The following is a 17283-nucleotide window of genomic DNA, read 5'->3' on the forward strand; positions in this document are numbered from 1 at the left end:
TATGGACGATAAGAAAGTCGCCGTCGCCAGGCTGTCGGTGGCCTCGAATACCCTGCTCACCACCGGCAAGCTCCTCGTCGGTCTGGCCATGGGATCGGTCAGCGTCCTCTCGGAGGCCATACACTCGGGGCTCGACCTCCTGGCGGCCGTCATCGCCTTCCTTTCGGTCCGCAAGTCCGGCCAGCCCGCCGATGAACGGCACCGCTTCGGCCATGGCAAGTTCGAGAACGTGGCCAGTATCATCGAGGCCCTGCTGATTGCCGGCGCCGCCGTAATGATCATCGCCCAGGCCGTCCCCAAGTTCTTTCAACCGCACACGGTCCACGCCCTCGGCCTGGGAGCCGCGGTCATGGGCTTCTCGGCGGCCGTCAACATGTACGTTTCCCACGCCCTTTTCAAGGTCGCCCGCGAGACCGATTCCCCCGCCCTGGCCGGGGACGCCTGGCACCTGCGGACCGATGTCTACACCTCTCTCGGGGTCTTCGCCGGCCTCGGGCTGATCAAGCTCACCGGGTTGACGATCCTCGACCCCGCGGTGGCCATCGTCATCGCCCTCTTAATCCTTAAGGCCGCGTACGATCTGATAAGGGAGTCGATGAAGAGCATCCTGGACGTCCGCCTGCCCGAGGAGGACGAAAAGCTGATTTGCAGCGTGCTGGATGAATACAAGGGCGAGTACCTCGACTTCCACGCCCTCCGCACCCGGAAAGCCGGCCCTTACCGCTTCGTGGACCTGCACCTCGTCGCCCCCTCCAACCGCCCCCTGGCCGAGGTCCACCGCCTGTGCGACCGCATCGAGCAGACGATCGAGGCCCGTCTCCCGCGCTCCGAGGTCATGATCCATATCGAACCCTGTGACGAAAGGTGTGACCAGTGCCGCAAATGCGACACCACCCCGCTGAAAGAAAAACCGTGACCCCCGGCGCGGCGGGCAAATGGCCCACGATGGCGGCGGTGGGACTGGGCACGTTTATGTCCGCCCTGAACGCCAGCATCGTCAACATCGCTCTCCCCTATATCGGCACCGCCTTCCAGGCCAGCCTGGGCACCACCGAATGGGTCGTCATGGCCTACCTCCTGATCATCTCCAGCCTCCTGCTCACCTTTGGCCGGCTGGGCGACATCTACGGACACCGGCCGCTCTACAACCTGGGCCTCTTCCTCTTCGCCGTCGGCTCGGCCCTCTGCGCCCTGGCCCCCAGCATCCACGTCCTGATCGCCTGCCGCGTCTTCCAGGGACTGGGGGCCGGGATGGTGATGGCCATCGGCCCGGCCGTCTTGACGGCCGCCTTCCCAGCCACCGAGCGGGGGAAGGCCCTCGGCCTCCTGGGCACCTCGGTCGCCATGGCGCTGGCGCTCGGCCCTACGGTCGGCGGCCTGTTGCTCTACTACTTCGACTGGCGTTACATTTTCCTGCTCAATGTGCCCATCGGCATCACAGCCCTCTTCTTGTCCTGGCGCGTCCTGGCCCCCGGGGTGCGGCGCGAGCGGCCCTTCGACCTGCCGGGTTCGCTGGTCCTCTTCGTCGCCCTGGGCAGCCTGCTCCTGGCCCTGAGCCACGGTCAGGAGTGGGGCTGGTCCACGCCGCCCGTCCTGGGCCTGCTGATCCTGGCCGCCGCCGGCTTCGCCTTCTTCATCCGGCACCAGGGGCGCATTCCTCATCCCATGGTGCCCCTGGCCCTGTTCCGAAACCGCGTGTTCAGTGCCGCCAACATCAGCCAGCTGCTGAACTTCATCGTCCAGTACACCGTCGTCTTCCTCCTCCCCTTCTACTTCAAGGAGGTCCTGCGCCTCGCCCCGGCCGCCGGAGGGCTCCTGCTCTCGTCCTTTCCCCTTACAATGATGGTCGTGGCGCCGCTCGCGGGCGCTCTCTCGGACCGTATCGGGTCCCGGTCCCTGGCCGCACTCGGGATGGGCCTGGGAACGGTGAGCCTTCTGCTCCTGGCCGCCCTGGACGCCGGCAGCCGGACCTGGGCCGTCGTCGGACCGCTCCTCCTACTCGGCCTGGGCAACGGGGTCTTCCAGGCGCCCAACAACAGCGCAATCATGGGAGCCGTGCCCCGCGAACACCAGGGGCTGGCCGGGGGCTTTATGGCCAGCATGCGCAACATCGGGATGGTCATGGGGGTCGCCCTGGCCGGGGCGGTCTTCAACACCCGCCTGGCGGCCCACCACGCGAGCCTCCACGCCGCGGGGCTGTCGGGCGGCGCGCTGCAGGACCGGGCCTTCGTCGCCGCCCTGCACGACGCCCTGATGGTATCGGCGGGTCTGGGCCTTATAGGTGTCATAACCTCCCTGGTCCGGGGCGACGGCGACCGGCCGGCGAAGGCCTGACCACTTGGCGGAATCTTGTGGTAATATTGACAACGGCGTAACCATACCCCTATATTAAGAAAAAGCACGCCGGAGGTGGACAATGTTCGACGTCTTCTGGCAATCCTTGAGCGAGCGGGAGCGCCGCCTCCTGCGGCAGCTCTACGAGGCTTCCCAGCCGGTACACGTTAACCGGCTGCAGGGCGAACCGCAGCAGCTCTCTTCCATGGGACTGGTCTACCAGGTGGGACCCTTCTGGTATCTGACCAGCGAGGGGCATCAACTCCTGCAGGCCTCCGGACGGGCGGGCTGAAAGACCGCGAGACGGCCCGAACCGGTCCGGAGCATCCTCCGCATCCGATCCCCATCCCCCGCGGCGCCCCGGAATGGCCGGTTCCCCAACGCCCGCCGGTAGTAGCGGGCTGCCTACGGTCCACAGGCAGCTTCATCAGGAGACGCACGACCCCATGGCAGGCCCCTTCACTTCAGCGATGCCGGCGAACCATCTTGAGAGGGCATTACCTTTTCCGCCTCGGCCTTGAACTGCTTCAGGGATCCGCCACCCCAGCCGATGTGGGTCCGGCGCACGGTTCCCCCGGCGTCGATGAATACGGTGTGGGGAATGCCCCCCACGTTGTAGGCCTTACCGCCCTCATTCATCGTGTCCAGCAGGACGGGGTATGAAAGGTTGTTCTCCCGCAAGAGGACCTCGACACTTTCCGCCGTGTCGCGCGTGACCAGCACAATGTCCAGGCCTCTCTCCCGCCACCCGGCCGTGTAGGGCTGCAACTGCAGCACCTCCTGGACGCATGAGCCTCACCCCGCAGAGAAGAAGAGCAGGGCCAGCGCCCGCCCCCGGTACGCGTCCGGGACGGTTATGGTCTTCCCCGTTTCCATGTCCACCGCCTTGAACGATGGGGCGGCCGCCCCTGCAGGGGTCTTCTTCCCGCCCACGCCGGCGCAGGACGCCAGGAAAAGGGCTAAGAATAAGACCATCATCAAAAGCCAGGCCTTCCTAATCTCGTTCACCTCCTCACTGTCTATCCCGGTATCCGAGGCCTGACGACCGACGACCGAATTGATGCCGGGCCGCACCTGAAGCTCAGGGCGCCACTGGGACAGGCCCGGGTGCACTCCAGGCAGCGGACGCACTCCCGCCCGTTCAGCTGCTCGTCCACCGGAAGGTCAAGGGGGCAGGCCGCCCGGCACGCGCCGCAACCAATACAACGCGCCCGGTCCCGTTCCAGGCGCCAGATGCTGACCGGGTTCAGCAGACTGTAAAAGGCACCCAGAGGACATGCCACCCGGCAAAAAGGCCGGTACACGAAAACCATGGCTATCAGGAAGGCGGCGAGGACCAGGAACTTCCAGACCAGCAACGGTCCGGCAAGCGCACGGAGAGAGGCATCGGCGGCCAGCAGGGGGACGGCCGCTTCCAACGTCCCTGCCGGACAGAGGTATTTACAGAAATACGGCGCCCCGATCCCGCCGGCCCCGAGCCAGATGACGGGCAGGGCGACCGTCAGGGCCAGGACCACATATTTGCCCCCCAGGAGCCATCCCGGCAGGCGCCTGCGCCTCGCCCGGGGCCGGGCCAGCACCTCCTGCAGCAGCCCGAAGGGGCAAAGCCAGCCGCAGACGGCCCGTCCCACCACCACCCCCACAGCCATCAGGACGCCCAGCACGTAAAGGGGGACGGCATGTACGGGTCCGGCGAGGATGGCCTGGGCCGAGCCGACGGGACAAGCCCCCAGGGCGCCCGGGCAGGAATAGCAGTTCAAGAAGGGCAGGCAGATCTTCTTCGCCGGACCCTGGTAGATGGTTCCCCGGGCGAATCCCGGCCAGTAACCGTTCGCCGCCGCCGTGGCGGCAAGCTGCCAGAACCGCCGCGGCAGGCCGGCCAGGCGCGCCGCCCGCATCTTCGGAGCCCCCTGCAAGATCCGTCACCACTCACTTCCCAATTGCCAGGCGATGTTATGCAAGCGTCATCCTAGCCAAGGCCGATGCACTCCAGGCATATCCGGACCGCCTTCGCCAGGACCTGCCCGCCCTCCCCGCGGGCCAGCCCGGCCCATGCCAGCGCCAGCCCGAGCGCCAGAAGAAGCAAAGAGCCCTTGCGCAACCTGACCGACTCCTCCCCGATGCCTAGAACCACCCTTCGTCTCTCCCGCCATTATAACCGCTATGCGCGCGGCGCGTAAACGCCCCCGGATACGTCCCATGTGCTATAATTAGGACACGCGGCGCCGGTGAGGCGACCCGGGTACGCCGTCCGGCGACGGTGTTGCCGGGGGAGAGGAGGGGGATGGGTCATGCTCTGCGCCACCTGTACCAAAATTAAGGAATGCAAGAAGAAAAAACGCTTCGAATACGCGGTGGAGTCGACCTACCTGCAGCAGGGCGTCATCCCCGACGAACCCTTGACTTTCCAGACCTGCGACGGGGCGATCCTGGTCTGGACGCCCGAAACCGGGATCTCCGCCAAGCACTGCGGCGATTATGAGAAGATCCAAACCTGAAAGCACAGGCGCAGTCCACTCACAACGGGCCGGAGGCCGTCCGGGCACTCCGGCCCGTTTCCTTTTGGACGGCCCTAGGAGCGCCTGAGGGTCACCCCGACCCATGCAACGGACACGGGGAGGGTCCTGGTCCGGGCGTAGCCCGGGGCCTGCTCGCGGTTGAGAAAAAACAAGGCCGGCTGACCAGGTAGCGGAAGGCGTCGTCGAAGGACGTAAAGATCAGAGGCGCATCCCGGCCGCCGAACCAGGGCTTGCGGGTCATAACCCGGCCCCCGGCGACGATCGGGTAGGCGAAACTGCTTTAGCGCTGACCCGGACAATGTTTAACCATTTTCCCAGGGCATCCGCGCCGTGGCCGACGGAACGCCCGCGATGCCGAAGAGTTCCTCCACGTCACCCTCGCGGATTAGACGGCCGTCACGCAGGACGGCCACGTCCCGGGTCAGGTAGGGAATCTCGGTATAGTCGTGGGTGACGAAAACAGTCGTGATCCCCGTGCCCTTCAAGATATCGCCCATCTCCCGCAGCAGGCCTACCCGCGTCGGGTAATCCAGGGCGGAGAAGGGCTCGTCAAGGAACAGTACCTCCGGCTCCAGGGCGAAGGCGCGCGCCAGGCTGGTGCGCTGCGCCTCCCCGCCCGAGAGGAAGCGCGCCGGGCGGTCCGCCAGGTGGGCGATACCCAGCCGCTCGAGCCAGGCCTGCGCCCGCTCCAGGGCCGCCGCCCGCGGCACGCCCCGCAGCTTCAAGCCCAGGATCACATTCTCCCGCACCGTCGTGTCCAGGAGCAGCGCATCCTGGAAGACGACGGCCATCCGCCGGCGCAGGGCCAGGTTGTTGGCGCGGGTGGCTGTCTCCCCGGCCACGATTACCCGGCCGGCGGTCGGCCGCTGCAGGAGCGCCAGAACCTGCAAAAGACTTGATTTCCCCGCCCCGTTCGGTCCCACCAGGGCCAGGACCTGGCCGCGGCGCACCGTAAAGGCCGGGATCTCCAGGATGGGGTGCCGCCCCTTGACCAGGCGCAGCCCCTCGGCGGCAATGGCGGCACCCGTGAGCGACGCATCGTTCATGCCGGCTGCCGCCCCCTCTGCTGCAGGTATGTCAGGGCACCCGTGATGATAAACGAGATGGCCAGGAGGATAATACTCAGCGCGGTGGCCAGCTCAAACTTGCCCTTCGAGACCTCCAGGACAATGGCCGTGGTCATCACCCGCGTCATCCCGGCGATGTTCCCCCCGACCATCATCGAGGCCCCGACCTCCGAGATCACCCCGCCGAAGCCGGCGATGATCGCCGCCAGGAGGCCCAGGCGCGCCTCGCGCCAGATCAGCCACAGGAACTGGCCGCGCGAGGCGCCCAGGGCCAGGATCTGCAGCCTGATCTTCGGGTTCACGGACTGGATGGCCGCCACCGTGAACCCGGCCACGATCGGGGTGGCGATGATGGCCTGGGCGATGATCATCGCCGTCTGGCTGTAGAGCAGCCCCAGGAACCCGAGCGGCCCGTAGCGCGCCAGGGTCAGCCAGGTCACCAGCCCGACCACCGTCGGGGGGAAGCCCATCCCCAGGTAGACCAGACTCAAGGTCAACTGCCGCCCGGCGAAACGGTGCAGCGCCAGGTAGGTCCCCAGGGGCACCCCCAGCAGGACGCTGACCACCGTCGCCGTCGTCGAAACGCGCAGGGTGCGCAGGACGATGTCGTAAACCTCCGGATCAAGCGATATCAGAAGGCGGACCGCCTCCGCGAATCCCTCGGCGTAAACGCCCACGATCTAGCCCCTTTGCGATCTACTAACCGAGATCGGCCTCGTTCTTCCCGGCGTCCGGCACGAACAGGGACTGGCCGAACTTGTCTTTGCCGAACTCGCCGATCATCTTTTGCGTCTCCGGGGCGACCATGAAGTCCACGAAGGCCTTCGCCCCCTCGTAATTCACCTTCTCAAACTTCTCGGGGTTGACGGCCATCACATGGTAGATGTTCAGCAGGGACTTGTCGCCTTCCTTCAGGACGGCCAGCTTCAGGTTGGCCTTCTGGGCCAGGTAGGTCGCCCGGTCGGTCAGGGTGTAGCCCTGCTTCTCGGAGGCCACCTGCAGGGTCTGGCCCATGCCGGCGCCCGTGCTCTGGTACCAGGCGCCCGAAGGCTTCTCGATCCCGGCCGCCTTCCAGATGGAGAGTTCCTTCTTATGTGTCCCGGAGTCATCGCCGCGGGAGACGAAGATCACAGGCTTGGAAGCGATCTGCATTAAGGCCTTGGGACTGGTCTTGGCGTTCTTAATCCCCGCCGGATCGTTTTCCGGGCCGACGATAATGAAGTCGTTGTGCATCACCAGGGTGTAGTCGATGCCCACCCCCGCGTCGACCAGTTCCTTCTCGCTGGCCGGGGCGTGCACCAGCAGGACGTCGGCCTCCCCTTTCTTGCCCATCTCCAGGGCCTGGCCGGTACCGACAGAGATCGTCTTCACCTTGTAGCCGGTCTGCTTCTCAAACTCCGGCACCAGGACGTCCAGCAAACCCGAGTCGACGGTGCTGGTCGTGGTGGCCAGGATGACGTCCTTGACCTCCGGCTCCGCCGCCTGCTGCTGCGGTTCCTTCCGGGCCTGATCCGCCGCCTGTCCGCCGCAGCCGGCGGCGAAGGCCGCCACCAGGGCCAGGGCGATGATGAGAGCGAGAACCTTCTTGAGATACACTACCGTTCAGCCTCCTTAAAAATGAATTGGTGAAGCGTCCACAAAAAAAGCCGGGCCCTGCGAAAAGTACAGCAAGGCCCGGCTTTTGCGACCGAGACATCTTGTTCTCCTTTCCGCACTGGGAGGCGCACCCGTTTCCCGGTACACCCTGAGCGGTCCGCCGTCCATAGCCTTCAGTGGTGCCGAGGCCTTAGGTCCGGGGACTCGGAGATACTTTATACGATTGTCTTAGTGGCATTGTCTATTCTCCCTTCTTGCGCAAAATCCTGCCCCCCATCGCAAAAACTTTCCGCCGGCGGACAGACTGCCCTCCCCAAAGCCCTTCTTGCATAAATCGCCTCTAGAGGCAAATGCTAAGCGTACCGCAAGCCAAGGAGGGATGGCAACATGCCGAGAACGAACCTCGTCCTGGCCACCACCACCAGCGCCCAGGACAGCGGCCTCCTGGGATCCCTGCTGCCGGCCTTCCGGAACAAGACCGGGCTGGTCGTCGAGGTCCAGGCCGTCGGGTCCGGGATGGCCTTCGACAAGGCGCGCCAAGGACAGGCCGACGTCCTTCTGACCCACGACCCGTTGACCGAGCGGGAACTCCTGGACCAGGGGATCATCACCGAGTATAAGCTCATCATGCACAACGACTTCATCATCGTCGGCCCGCCCGACGACCCGGCCGGCATCCGCGGCGAAGACAAGGCCTCGGCGGCCTTGCGCCGGATCGCCGAGCGTAACGCGCTGTGGGTCTCACGGGGCGACTGGTCGGGCACCCACACCCGGGAAATGCGGCTCTGGAAGGACGCCGCCGCCAAGCCGTCCAACGTCACGGAGACCAAGCGCGGCATGGCCGAAACCCTGGCCATCGCCTCCGGCAAGAAGGGCTACTGCCTGACCGACCGCGCCACCTACCTGGCCGGGAAGCAGGACCTCGCCCTGGACGTTATGGTGGAGAAAGACGAGCCCCTGCTCAACCTGTATCACGTCTCCATGGTCAACCCGGCCCGCTTCCCCGAGGTGAACGCCGACGGCGCGCGCCGCCTGATAGACTTCTTCCTTTCGGGCGAAGCCCAGGGGATCATCGCCGGCTTCATGCGCGACCGCTTCCCGACCCCCCTCTTCTACGCCGACGCCGGAAAAACCGAGGAAGACGTCGCCAGGGAACGCCTGCAAATTTAGGCCGGTCTTTGCACCGGCCCGGCACTTCGTTCGCTAACTGACGGTTTAGCCAAAAAGCGGTATAATGAATACGACACTTTGTTCAACGGGGGCGACAGGATGCGCGAGCTATCCGAAGCGGGACGGAAGGTGTTCGAAGCACGTTACGCGGCCAAAGATGAGCGGGGACGGGTCGTGGAAACGTTTGAGCAGGCCGTGGAACGGATCGCGGTCGCCGCGGCGGGCGCCGAAAAGGGAAGGCAGAAGAAAACCTGGGCATCCCGCTTCGCCGCCGCCATCGGGGACCTGACCTTCGTACCGTCCACCCCTATCTGGGCCAATATGGGCAAGACCGACCGCCCCTGGCAACCATCCGCCTGCTTTGTCCTCGCCCTTGAGGATTCCCTGGAATCGATGTACCAGACCCTGAAGGAAACCGCCCTGGTCTTCAAATCCGGCGGCGGCGTGGGCTACAACTTCAGCCCCATCCGCCCGCGCGGCGCCATGGTCAGCTCCACGAAGGGCCACGCCAGCGGGGTCGTGGAACTCATCCGGCTCTACGACGCCTCCTCGGGGATGGTTATGCAGGGCGGGGTGCGGCGCGGAGCCTCGATGGGCATCTTAAACGCCGACCACCCGGAGATCATCGATTTCATTAACAGCAAGCGCAGCGGGGCGATCACCCACTTCAACCTCTCCGTGGGGATCACCGACGCCTTCATGGAGGCGCGGGTAAAGGACGCCGATTGGCCGCTGGTCTTCGACGGGAAGACCTACGACGTGGTCAAGGCCCGCGACCTCTGGCACCTGATCACCGAAGCCGCCCACGCCTGCGGCGACCCGGGGCTCGTCTTCCTGGACCGCCTGCAGCGGGACAACCCCGTCCCGTCCAAACCGATCAACGCGACCAACCCGTGCTTCCATCCGGATACCCTTATCGCCACGGAAAAGGGACTGGAGCGGATCGAAGACCTATATGCCCGTGCCCGGCAGGAAGATGTCTGTGTAGCGACGGACGACCGGGTATTCGGCTGCCTGAAAGTGGTTAATGGTCGTACCTACCTGATTCCCGGGGTGACTCTGCGTCGAGCGGCGGTAGTCAAGACCGGACGGCGACCGACCGTCAGGGTGAATCTGGCCAATGGCCAGGAGATCAAGGTAACCCCTGAGCACCGCCTGCTCACCGCCCGCGGCTGGGTAGAAGTATCCCGGCTCGTCGTAGGAGACCAGATCCTCGTGCAGTCGGGTACCGGCGGATTTGCTTCAACTGACGGTATTGGAAAGGAACTTGGTTATTTCCTGGGCTGGCTGACCGGGGACGGTTGGCTCACCAAGGACCTGGTTGTCGGCATGGTCTTCAGCGCCGATGATGAACACCTGATTCCGATGTTCCTGTCAATTGCCGAAAAGTACGGTGGTGGCCGGCGTAAGGCCTACAAGAGACCCAATGGTACCTGGAATGTCTTCTGGAAGCGGAAGGATTTTGTCCGCCGTTTAATGCAGCTTGGTGTCCGCCCGGTCAAAGCCCGTGGGAAACGTGTACCGGCAGCCGTTTTCACGGCCGCGAAGGATACCGTAGTCGCCTTTCTTCAGGCCCTTTTCAGCGCCGACGGAACGGTTAATTTCCATTCGGCAAACCACCGTGATGTCCGGCTGTCGTCCGGTTCGAAGGCGCTTCTGCAGGATGTTCAATTACTGCTCTTAAACCTGGGCATCTTCAGCAACATCTATGAGCGCCGAAAGAAGCATCCCAAGTCTTTTGTCTACTATGCGACCGATGGGCAAAGGAAAACGTACACCGGAGAAGACTATTATGAACTGATCATTAACGGCAACGATCTTCTCCGCTTCAACGAAACCGTGGGCTTTCGGCTCAGCCCTGCTAAAGACGAAAAACTGCGCTTGGCGGCCCGTCCTTCCAGGAAGTCAACCTACTTTGTTTCTCCCGTTGTCAGTGTCGAGCCGGCTGAGGAGGTTGACGTTTACGACATTGTTGAGCCCGTTACGCATTCTCTGATTGCAAATGGCATCGTGGCTCACAATTGCGGCGAGCAGCCTCTGTCCCCCGGGGAGTCCTGCCTGCTGGGGAGCATCAGCCTGGAGAAGATGCTCCGACCGGCCGGGGACGGCTATGAAATCGACTGGGACAGGCTCGCCGAGACCACCTGCACCGGCGTCCGCTTCCTGGACGACATCATCGACGTCGCCGCCTACCCCCTCGATTACATCGCCGAGGCCACCCGCGCCACCCGCAAGATCGGGCTGGGGGTCACCGGCCTGCACGACATGCTGATCATGCTCGGCCTGCCTTACGACAGCGAAGAAGGGCGGAATAGGGCCGCCGAGGTCCTGCGCTTCATCCGGAAGACGGCCCACGCCTACTCCGAAGAGCTGGCCGCGGCGCGCGGCCCCTTCCCGGACTGGGAGAAAAGCGTCTTCTACCCGCACACGAAGCGCCGCAACGCGGCCTGCATCACCATCGCCCCCACCGGCTCGGTGACCACCATGGCCGGCTGCGAGGGCTACGGCATCGAGCCCATCTTCGCCGTGGCCTACTCCAAGGCCACCGACGTCGCCGGAACCTTCGAAGTCTTCTCCCCCCTCTTCCGTGCGGCCTGCGAGCGGCGCGGAGTCCCGCGGGAGGTCATGTCCGAGGTCGCCCGCCGCGGTTCCTGCCAGGGCGTCGAGGGCGTCCCCGAAGACCTGCAGGCCATCTTCAAGGGCGCGCAGGACATCGCGCCGGAGGATCACGTCCACATGCAGATCGAACTGCAAAAACACGTCGACAACGCCATCTCCAAGACCGTCAACCTCCCCAACTCGGCCACCATCTACGACGTGGAACGGATCTATGAAACGGCCTACGAAGGCGGGCTGAAAGGAATCACCATCTTCCGCGACGGCTGCAAAGAGGGCGTCGTGACCGTCGGCAAGAAAGAGGCTGCTCCCCGCGCGCGGGGCGAGTTCGCCCGCGGCGAAATCAGGCCCCGGCCGGCCAACGCCCAGGGCGTCACCCACCGCCTGGACTCCGGCTGCGGCAAGATCTACCTTACGGTCAACTACCTGCCGGAAAACGGCGAGATCATCGAGACCTTTATCACCACCGGCTCCGACGGCGGCTGCCTGATTTACACCGAAGCGACCTCGCGCCTCATCAGTCTGGCCATCCGCGGCGGGATCAGCATCGAGGAGATCGTCGAGCAGTTGAACAGCACCCACGCCTGCCCATCCTACCAGTTCGCCCGAGGCCGCGGCAAGCCGGTCTCCCCCGGCAAGTCCTGCGCCTCGGCCATCGCCCGCAAATTGACGGAAATAAAGGAACAGCTGGCATCGCGGCACCGGGAAGGCCGCCTCAGCGAGCAACTGGAAAGCCAGCCGGAGGACAAAGAGCGCCCGGACCACTGTCCCGTGTGCGGCGAGGTGATGCGCCGCGCCGAGGGGTGCTTCGTCTGCCAGAACTGCGGGTACGGGAAGTGCTAGACCAAACACCTGTCAAAGGGAGGCACCCTTTTGTCCCGCCTACACTTTATCGTCCTCACCCTGGTTTTTTGCATTGCTTGCTTTATATCGTTCCAGCCGACCGCCGGAGCAGCTTCTCAAACCGCTGCAATCGGTATAGTTCTTGACGGCCTGCCCCTAACCACCGATGTTCCCCCGCTGGCGCGGAACGGGCGCGTGTATCTCCCGTTCCGCGTCCTGGCCGAAGCGATGAATATCACGGTCTCCTGGGACCCCGCCACGCGGACGGTCCACGCCCGCGACGGCGGGACAGCCCTGGAGCTGGCCGTCGGCCGCCCAACCGCCGTCAAGAACGGCTCTCCGGTACCCCTTGACGCCCCGCCCCTGGCCGCCGCCGGCCGTACCCTGCTCCCCTTACGCTTCTTCGGGGAAGCCTTCGGGGCACAGGTGCAATGGGATCCCGCCACCGGGAGCGTCCGTGTCTTCTCCCCGCCGCGGGTGATACCCGTCACCGGCTTTTACGCCCTTGGGGACAGCCGTACCAGCAGTTGGGAGGACCTCTTCGACCACCCGTACCCGCAAACGGCAAGAGGGCGCACCGACCTGTGCGGAGAGCTGGCCCTCGGCTGGTATAGCCTGGACGCCGGGGGGAACCTGTTGACCCAAAGCACCACCGGCTGGCGCCGGCCGGACGGCTGGGAGAATGTTTTGCAGGCGGCGGAGAAGTACGACCTCCGCACCGCGATGGTCGTGCACGTCACCGACGCCGACGGCGGGCTTTCCCGCCTGCTCGGCGACCCCGGCGCGGTGGACCACGCAGTACAGGCCATCGCCGCCGAAGCCCGGCAGTACCAGGGCATCAACCTGGACTTCGAAGGCCTGGGATGGCGGGAAGAGGGCGCGGCCCTGGCCGCTACGCGGGCCGGGTTTACCGCTTTCGTCACCCAGCTGGCCGAGCGTCTTGAAGCGTCCGGGCTGGAACTCACCCTCACCCTGCATGCGCCCAACAGCGCCTACCGCGGCTATGATTACCGGGCGCTGAGCGAACTGGCCGACCGTATTATTGTCATGGCCTACGATTACGGCCCGCGGCCCGAACCGGCCGACCGCGTCCTGGAAGCAGTGCAAATGGCCGCCCGTGAGGTACCGCCGGAGAAGCTCGTCCTGGGCATCTCCGTCCCCAATGAAACGCCGGAGAGTATCCTGACCAAGGTGGGTATCGCCAAGCGCTGTCGCCTCGGCGGCATCGCCCTGTGGCGCCTGGGCCTGCTTTCCGATGAAATGTGGCAGACCCTGGGCCGGACCATCGCACCGCGGCCGGCCGCCGGCCCGCCACCGGTGCAGAAATAGGATATCGGCGGCCTATCCCGTCCCCCCTGGCCCCTTCTTGTGCACCAGAGCCAGGTACGGAGCGCACTCCCGAAGTTGCTCCAGGTAATGCCGCAGGATGGCCGCTGAGGCCAGCGGGTCCAGCCGCAGATCGGGATTCGAAATGTAATAAAGGTTGCGGCAGAGCGCGCCATCCAGTAAAACCAGGGGATGGACGGTCAGCGCGTTGACCGTTGTCACCGGCGGGAAACGCAGGAGGTCATAGGCGCAAAGCACCATACAGCGGCTTTGCGAGCAATACGCGTTCAGTATCTTCTCATAATCCACTATCCGGTCCAAAGGAACACCTGCCCCGATCATCCACGTCATTTCCACGGCCACCCGCAGGCCGGCGAAGCCCTCTTTCAAGGCCTGGGACTCCCGTACGGCGAGCATGGTGACCGATTCGTCCGGATTGAACGAGGCTCCTCCCGGGAAGAAGTCCTCCCAGGAGGCGAAAACCAATTGTCCGGGGCGTAACCCCTCCATCTCCTTCAGCAGCCCGCGGCAGAGTTCCCAGATCAGAAAAACCGTCTGGTAGTCGTCGACCACGTAGACGCATTTCATCCCGCCGGCCAGACCGTCCCGCAAAAGAGACAGCAGCAGCATAATCCGTTCTCTAATCCCTTGGTGCAAAATGCAGACATGGTCACCCGCCCACAGAGGCGGGGCGTTACTCAGTGTTGCCGGGTCCTTCATGGTCATCCCCCCCAAAGTGGTGTTTTAGGGAGTAGGGCGGTGGCCGGAGCCGGCCGGACGCCGCCAGGCGGTCCGGCCACCAACCCCAAGCGCTGGGTGGCCTAACGAGGCAGGAACGCCAGCAACTGCTCGAAGACCGTATCCAGAAGGCCGATGACCTTCGCGGGTTCAGCTTTTAGCTCGGGGACCAGCTCCCCCAAGCGCGTGAACACGCTGTTCAGCGGATCCAGGAACGGCACCGGTTGATCCGGCAGGGCGGTCAGCAGCCCGGCCACCGCCTGCAGGAGTACGCCCACGGCTCGGAGAAGCTCCCCGGCCGGGGCGATCACGGCGTTCGCCAGGGCCTGCACGAGCGCGACGGTCGCGGACAGGAGTTCTTGCTCCGGATAGGTCGCCAGGGCGTTGAGCTGAGCATTGATCATTATCCGGGCGGCCGCCAGATCGTCCACCTTCACCGCGCCACCGTGCCGGCGGTGTTGTTGACCGCCGCCTGTACACCCACCGGAGCGCCGGACTGCTGCAGAACCCGCCCCAGATCACGCAGGACGGCGGAAACCGCGCCCGGCAGGCTCTCCGGCGTCGGAGCCGGGAGGGTGTTGATCATCTGCCGCGCCATCGCCGTCACCGCTGCCGGGCAGTCCCGGAAGATCGTCCAGGACATCGCCGGGAATATCCGTCACCTGGCCCAGCGTATCATCTACCACACCGATTAAGCCCCTTCGACCTGCAGTGGCGGCCGGCGCGGGGGCGCCTTCACCCGTCTCCTCGTACCGGGGGCGCAGTCACCGGCGCAAGAAGGACGCAGCGGGCCAGGGGTGGGCGCCCGACAAGACGCCGGCCACCACCCAGCAGGTGGACAAGAATCCGCAGGGCCGGGAGGAAACCCTGGCCTCGGGATCCGCTATTCAGTTGTGGCTAGTGAGACCGTGGGAAACTTGAAGAAGGGCAGACTTCACCCCGGAAGGGCAAAAAGGGACATGTCGGGCGAGAAATAGCACAACCGGGAGGCCTCCGGCAGCCAGCCCGACGGCAGAGGCGAAACAACAAGGAGACCGTCCGCGGTCAGGGCGCCGGACACAGCGCCGGCACCCGCGGCGCTTCCCCCGGAAGCAGTGCAGCCGTCGCCAGCCGTGGTCGCCGCCTGGGAGATCACGGCGTCGGGAACGCCCGGAGTTCCATTTGCCTTATACCGGCGGGCGGGGCACGCCGGAGCCGGCTGGCAGCCGTCTTGGGAAGCAATGAAAGCCAATGATGCTCCGTCACTCAACCCGCCGAAACGGAGGGCCGGCAGCAATACACCCGGTTCACCGGCGTAATCTGGAGCAACCCCCGCGGTAATAACAATTTGCTCCTGACAGGCGGGAGCCTCGTTTACGGGACTCGGGCCGTTCGGCGCACCCGGGGCAACCGCCTCTGCCACGTCCTCAACCGGTGGCGGCAACTCTTCGTCGCAGGGGAGCGGGGAACCGGGCTCCTCGTCACCGGGCAGGTCGCTGCCCGCGCCCGGGGTACCGACACCGACATCCAGGTCCGGACCCGTGTCCACGCCGATGCCCAGCCCGTTGTCACCGATCCCCACGTCCACGCCGGCTTCCACACCCGTGTTCAGCGAGAGATTCGTACCTAGCGGCAAAGCGGTTTCCAGCGCCACGCCAGTGTCTGCGCCTACACCGACGTCCAGGCCTTCATCGCTCAAACCGGCCCCTGTACTAAGATCCACGCCCACGTCCGCGGTGGGCAACACCGCATCCACCACGGGCAGATCGTCCAGATCCGCATCCACACCAACATCGGCATCCAGCAGGGACGAACCGCCGACATTAAGACCCACCGAGGCACCGGCGCCCGCACCCGGCATAACGCTGCCGCTATCGACCCTCGCCGAGACCCCCGGCAGGCCGTCCCCTTCGCCGACACTGACCCCGACATTCGCCAAACCGCCCAGGTCGAGTTTCAGTGAAAGGGCCTCTGCGGAACGGACGGGACCCGTAACCAGGAAAAATAATGTCATGGCAACCAGCCACGGCCAGAACCGTCCGCAGCCTGCGCCTATCGATTTTCCCCGGCCCATCCCGACCATCATAGACCTCTCCTGTTGTCACTGTCATCCGCCTCCACCTTAACGTGCTCATAACAAACGCGTCAACGCATATAAGCTTTTTGTAATGTATACCTTTCGGGCTTTTTCGACGTATGTCGCAAACCAGGTTTCCTTAACTGGCAGCGGCGCATAAACCCCACCCGCCCGTCCCATACTAGGCCAAACCTACCGTGGAGGAGAACGCCGAATGACAGTCGAAACCAGGATTCAGCAAGCCATGTCCTTACTGAAGACGGCCAGCGGTAACCTCTCCACCTTTGCGCTGGAAACGAAGGATCGGGAGGCCAGGAAGTTCTACATGGAGGCGGCGCAGCAGCTGGACGCCATCAACGACAAACTCTCCGCGCGCCTGAATACGGTCCGCAACGAAGAACCCCCCGCGGCCGATACCGGTGCAGCGGTCTCGGGTCTGCTACGCCGGCGGCCGATCAAGAAGCTGTAAAAGCACCGCTCCCCTTGTCAACCCCCACCTTTGGCCGGCGTCCGGCCGGCCATCTCCCTTCTTCTTATCGCATCCTGTGCCGTTTGGCAGCGGGTCAAGTCCTCACGGCCTTGGTGCTTCAGAACCGCTTTGTTGCCTACGCGTCGAAAGCCACTCCAGGCCAACCCCCAGCAGGGCCACGGCCACGTAGGCCAGCCATCCGCCAAAGAACGCCAAGCCGAAGTAAACGGTGTTCCACTCGTTAAAACAGATCGGCATAACGAACTGGTCAAGCACAAAACCGATCCCCGTCGTAACGTACCAAACGCCAAGCGTTATCCGTTCAAGCACTGCCACCTGCCCCCGTCCCGCCGGCTACCGACGCTGATCCGGAAGCCTTACAGACTTACGATGAGCATACCACAACCGCGCCTAGCATCGGCCTGTGTACACCTTCCTCGCCCGGCGTGCTGGCCGGGCGCAACGTCAGAGCCCCCATGTCCTGCGTCTAGCACGATCTTAGTTTCAACCCTCGCCCGGCGTGCTGGCCGGGCGCAACACCTGCCCAAG

20 protein-coding genes and 1 riboswitch are annotated in these 17283 nt (G+C 64.7%); of the genes, 8 read left to right on the forward strand and 12 right to left on the reverse strand.

Going from position 1 to position 17283, the window contains the following annotated elements; all coding sequences use genetic code 11:
- Nucleotide 1: 1 nt before the first annotated feature.
- From QMC81_07635 to QMC81_07645, 3 genes are all read left to right on the forward strand, one after another.
- Nucleotides 2-916, forward strand: coding sequence for a cation diffusion facilitator family transporter (locus QMC81_07635; GenBank protein MDI6907340.1), 915 nt, complete (start codon nucleotides 2-4; stop codon nucleotides 914-916).
- Nucleotides 883-2334 (forward strand): MFS transporter, encoded by a 1452-nt coding sequence (locus QMC81_07640; GenBank protein ID MDI6907341.1) that lies wholly within the window; start codon nucleotides 883-885, stop codon nucleotides 2332-2334. The genes QMC81_07635 and QMC81_07640 overlap by 34 nt, the downstream gene beginning before the upstream one ends.
- Before the next feature lie 82 nt (nucleotides 2335-2416).
- Nucleotides 2417-2626 (forward strand): hypothetical protein, encoded by a 210-nt coding sequence (locus QMC81_07645; protein ID MDI6907342.1) that lies wholly within the window; start codon nucleotides 2417-2419, stop codon nucleotides 2624-2626.
- Nucleotides 2627-2793: 167 nt separating this feature from the next.
- On the opposite strand, the gene QMC81_07650 is transcribed toward QMC81_07645, so the two are convergent.
- From QMC81_07650 to QMC81_07665, 4 genes are all read right to left on the reverse strand, one after another.
- The gene (locus tag QMC81_07650) at nucleotides 2794-3111 is read right to left on the reverse strand and encodes a TlpA disulfide reductase family protein (protein MDI6907343.1); all 318 of its coding nucleotides are present in this window, start codon (nucleotides 3109-3111) and stop codon (nucleotides 2794-2796) included.
- Nucleotides 3112-3129: 18 nt separating this feature from the next.
- Nucleotides 3130-3315, reverse strand: a complete 186-nt coding sequence (locus QMC81_07655) for a hypothetical protein (protein ID MDI6907344.1) — start codon at nucleotides 3313-3315, stop codon at nucleotides 3130-3132.
- Nucleotides 3316-3353: 38 nt separating this feature from the next.
- On the reverse strand, nucleotides 3354-4232 hold the full coding sequence (locus QMC81_07660) for a 4Fe-4S binding protein (protein MDI6907345.1): 879 nt from the start codon (nucleotides 4230-4232) through the stop codon (nucleotides 3354-3356).
- A gap of 71 nt (nucleotides 4233-4303) precedes the next feature.
- Nucleotides 4304-4468, reverse strand: coding sequence for a CD1871A family CXXC motif-containing protein (locus QMC81_07665; GenBank protein ID MDI6907346.1), 165 nt, complete (start codon nucleotides 4466-4468; stop codon nucleotides 4304-4306).
- Nucleotides 4469-4625: 157 nt separating this feature from the next.
- On the opposite strand from QMC81_07665, the gene QMC81_07670 reads away from it, so the two are divergent.
- Nucleotides 4626-4832 (forward strand): hypothetical protein, encoded by a 207-nt coding sequence (locus QMC81_07670; protein MDI6907347.1) that lies wholly within the window; start codon nucleotides 4626-4628, stop codon nucleotides 4830-4832.
- A gap of 323 nt (nucleotides 4833-5155) precedes the next feature.
- On the opposite strand, the gene QMC81_07675 is transcribed toward QMC81_07670, so the two are convergent.
- The 3 genes from QMC81_07675 to QMC81_07685 are packed head-to-tail and all read right to left on the reverse strand — an operon-like array spanning nucleotide 5156 to nucleotide 7516.
- Nucleotides 5156-5899: an ATP-binding cassette domain-containing protein gene (locus tag QMC81_07675; GenBank protein ID MDI6907348.1), complete on the reverse strand. Its 744-nt coding sequence runs from the start codon at nucleotides 5897-5899 to the stop codon at nucleotides 5156-5158.
- Entirely contained in the window at nucleotides 5896-6597 is a 702-nt protein-coding gene (locus QMC81_07680; GenBank protein ID MDI6907349.1) for an ABC transporter permease, read from the reverse strand. Before QMC81_07680 ends, QMC81_07675 begins: the two co-directional genes overlap by 4 nt.
- Nucleotides 6598-6619: 22 nt before the next feature.
- Nucleotides 6620-7516 carry an extracellular solute-binding protein gene (locus tag QMC81_07685; protein ID MDI6907350.1) on the reverse strand — a complete coding sequence of 299 codons (897 nt, stop codon included), beginning with the start codon at nucleotides 7514-7516 and terminating at the stop codon, nucleotides 6620-6622.
- 90 nt (nucleotides 7517-7606) lie between these two features.
- A riboswitch (molybdenum cofactor riboswitch) is annotated at nucleotides 7607-7737 on the reverse strand.
- A gap of 166 nt (nucleotides 7738-7903) precedes the next feature.
- Between QMC81_07685 and QMC81_07690 the strand changes: the two genes are divergently transcribed.
- The 3 genes from QMC81_07690 to QMC81_07700 all read left to right on the forward strand — a co-directional run bounded on the left by QMC81_07690 (nucleotide 7904) and on the right by QMC81_07700 (nucleotide 13474).
- Nucleotides 7904-8686: a substrate-binding domain-containing protein gene (locus QMC81_07690; GenBank protein ID MDI6907351.1), complete on the forward strand. Its 783-nt coding sequence runs from the start codon at nucleotides 7904-7906 to the stop codon at nucleotides 8684-8686.
- A 99-nt stretch (nucleotides 8687-8785) separates the two neighbouring features.
- Nucleotides 8786-12145 (forward strand): LAGLIDADG family homing endonuclease, encoded by a 3360-nt coding sequence (locus tag QMC81_07695; GenBank protein ID MDI6907352.1) that lies wholly within the window; start codon nucleotides 8786-8788, stop codon nucleotides 12143-12145.
- Nucleotides 12146-12175: 30 nt separating this feature from the next.
- Nucleotides 12176-13474: a stalk domain-containing protein gene (locus QMC81_07700; GenBank protein MDI6907353.1), complete on the forward strand. Its 1299-nt coding sequence runs from the start codon at nucleotides 12176-12178 to the stop codon at nucleotides 13472-13474.
- A 12-nt stretch (nucleotides 13475-13486) separates the two neighbouring features.
- On the opposite strand, the gene QMC81_07705 is transcribed toward QMC81_07700, so the two are convergent.
- The 4 genes from QMC81_07705 to QMC81_07720 form a co-directional block, all read right to left on the reverse strand.
- The gene (locus tag QMC81_07705; protein ID MDI6907354.1) at nucleotides 13487-14191 is read right to left on the reverse strand and encodes an MEDS domain-containing protein; all 705 of its coding nucleotides are present in this window, start codon (nucleotides 14189-14191) and stop codon (nucleotides 13487-13489) included.
- 101 nt (nucleotides 14192-14292) lie between these two features.
- Nucleotides 14293-14640 carry a hypothetical protein gene (locus tag QMC81_07710; protein ID MDI6907355.1) on the reverse strand — a complete coding sequence of 116 codons (348 nt, stop codon included), beginning with the start codon at nucleotides 14638-14640 and terminating at the stop codon, nucleotides 14293-14295.
- 2 nt (nucleotides 14641-14642) lie between these two features.
- Nucleotides 14643-14795 carry a hypothetical protein gene (locus QMC81_07715; protein MDI6907356.1) on the reverse strand — a complete coding sequence of 51 codons (153 nt, stop codon included), beginning with the start codon at nucleotides 14793-14795 and terminating at the stop codon, nucleotides 14643-14645.
- Nucleotides 14796-15143: 348 nt separating this feature from the next.
- Nucleotides 15144-16202 carry a hypothetical protein gene (locus QMC81_07720; GenBank protein MDI6907357.1) on the reverse strand — a complete coding sequence of 353 codons (1059 nt, stop codon included), beginning with the start codon at nucleotides 16200-16202 and terminating at the stop codon, nucleotides 15144-15146.
- Between the two features lie 277 nt (nucleotides 16203-16479).
- On the opposite strand from QMC81_07720, the gene QMC81_07725 reads away from it, so the two are divergent.
- A complete protein-coding gene (locus tag QMC81_07725; GenBank protein MDI6907358.1) occupies nucleotides 16480-16734 on the forward strand; it encodes a DUF1657 domain-containing protein in 255 nt (84 codons plus the stop codon).
- A gap of 102 nt (nucleotides 16735-16836) precedes the next feature.
- Here QMC81_07725 and QMC81_07730 read toward each other — a convergent pair whose 3' ends face one another.
- A complete protein-coding gene (locus tag QMC81_07730; GenBank protein MDI6907359.1) occupies nucleotides 16837-17064 on the reverse strand; it encodes a hypothetical protein in 228 nt (75 codons plus the stop codon).
- Nucleotides 17065-17283: the final 219 nt, after the last annotated feature.

The organism is Thermoanaerobacterales bacterium (assembly GCA_030019475.1).
In the GTDB taxonomy this organism is placed as follows: Bacteria; Bacillota; Desulfotomaculia; order Desulfotomaculales; family JASEER01; genus JASEER01.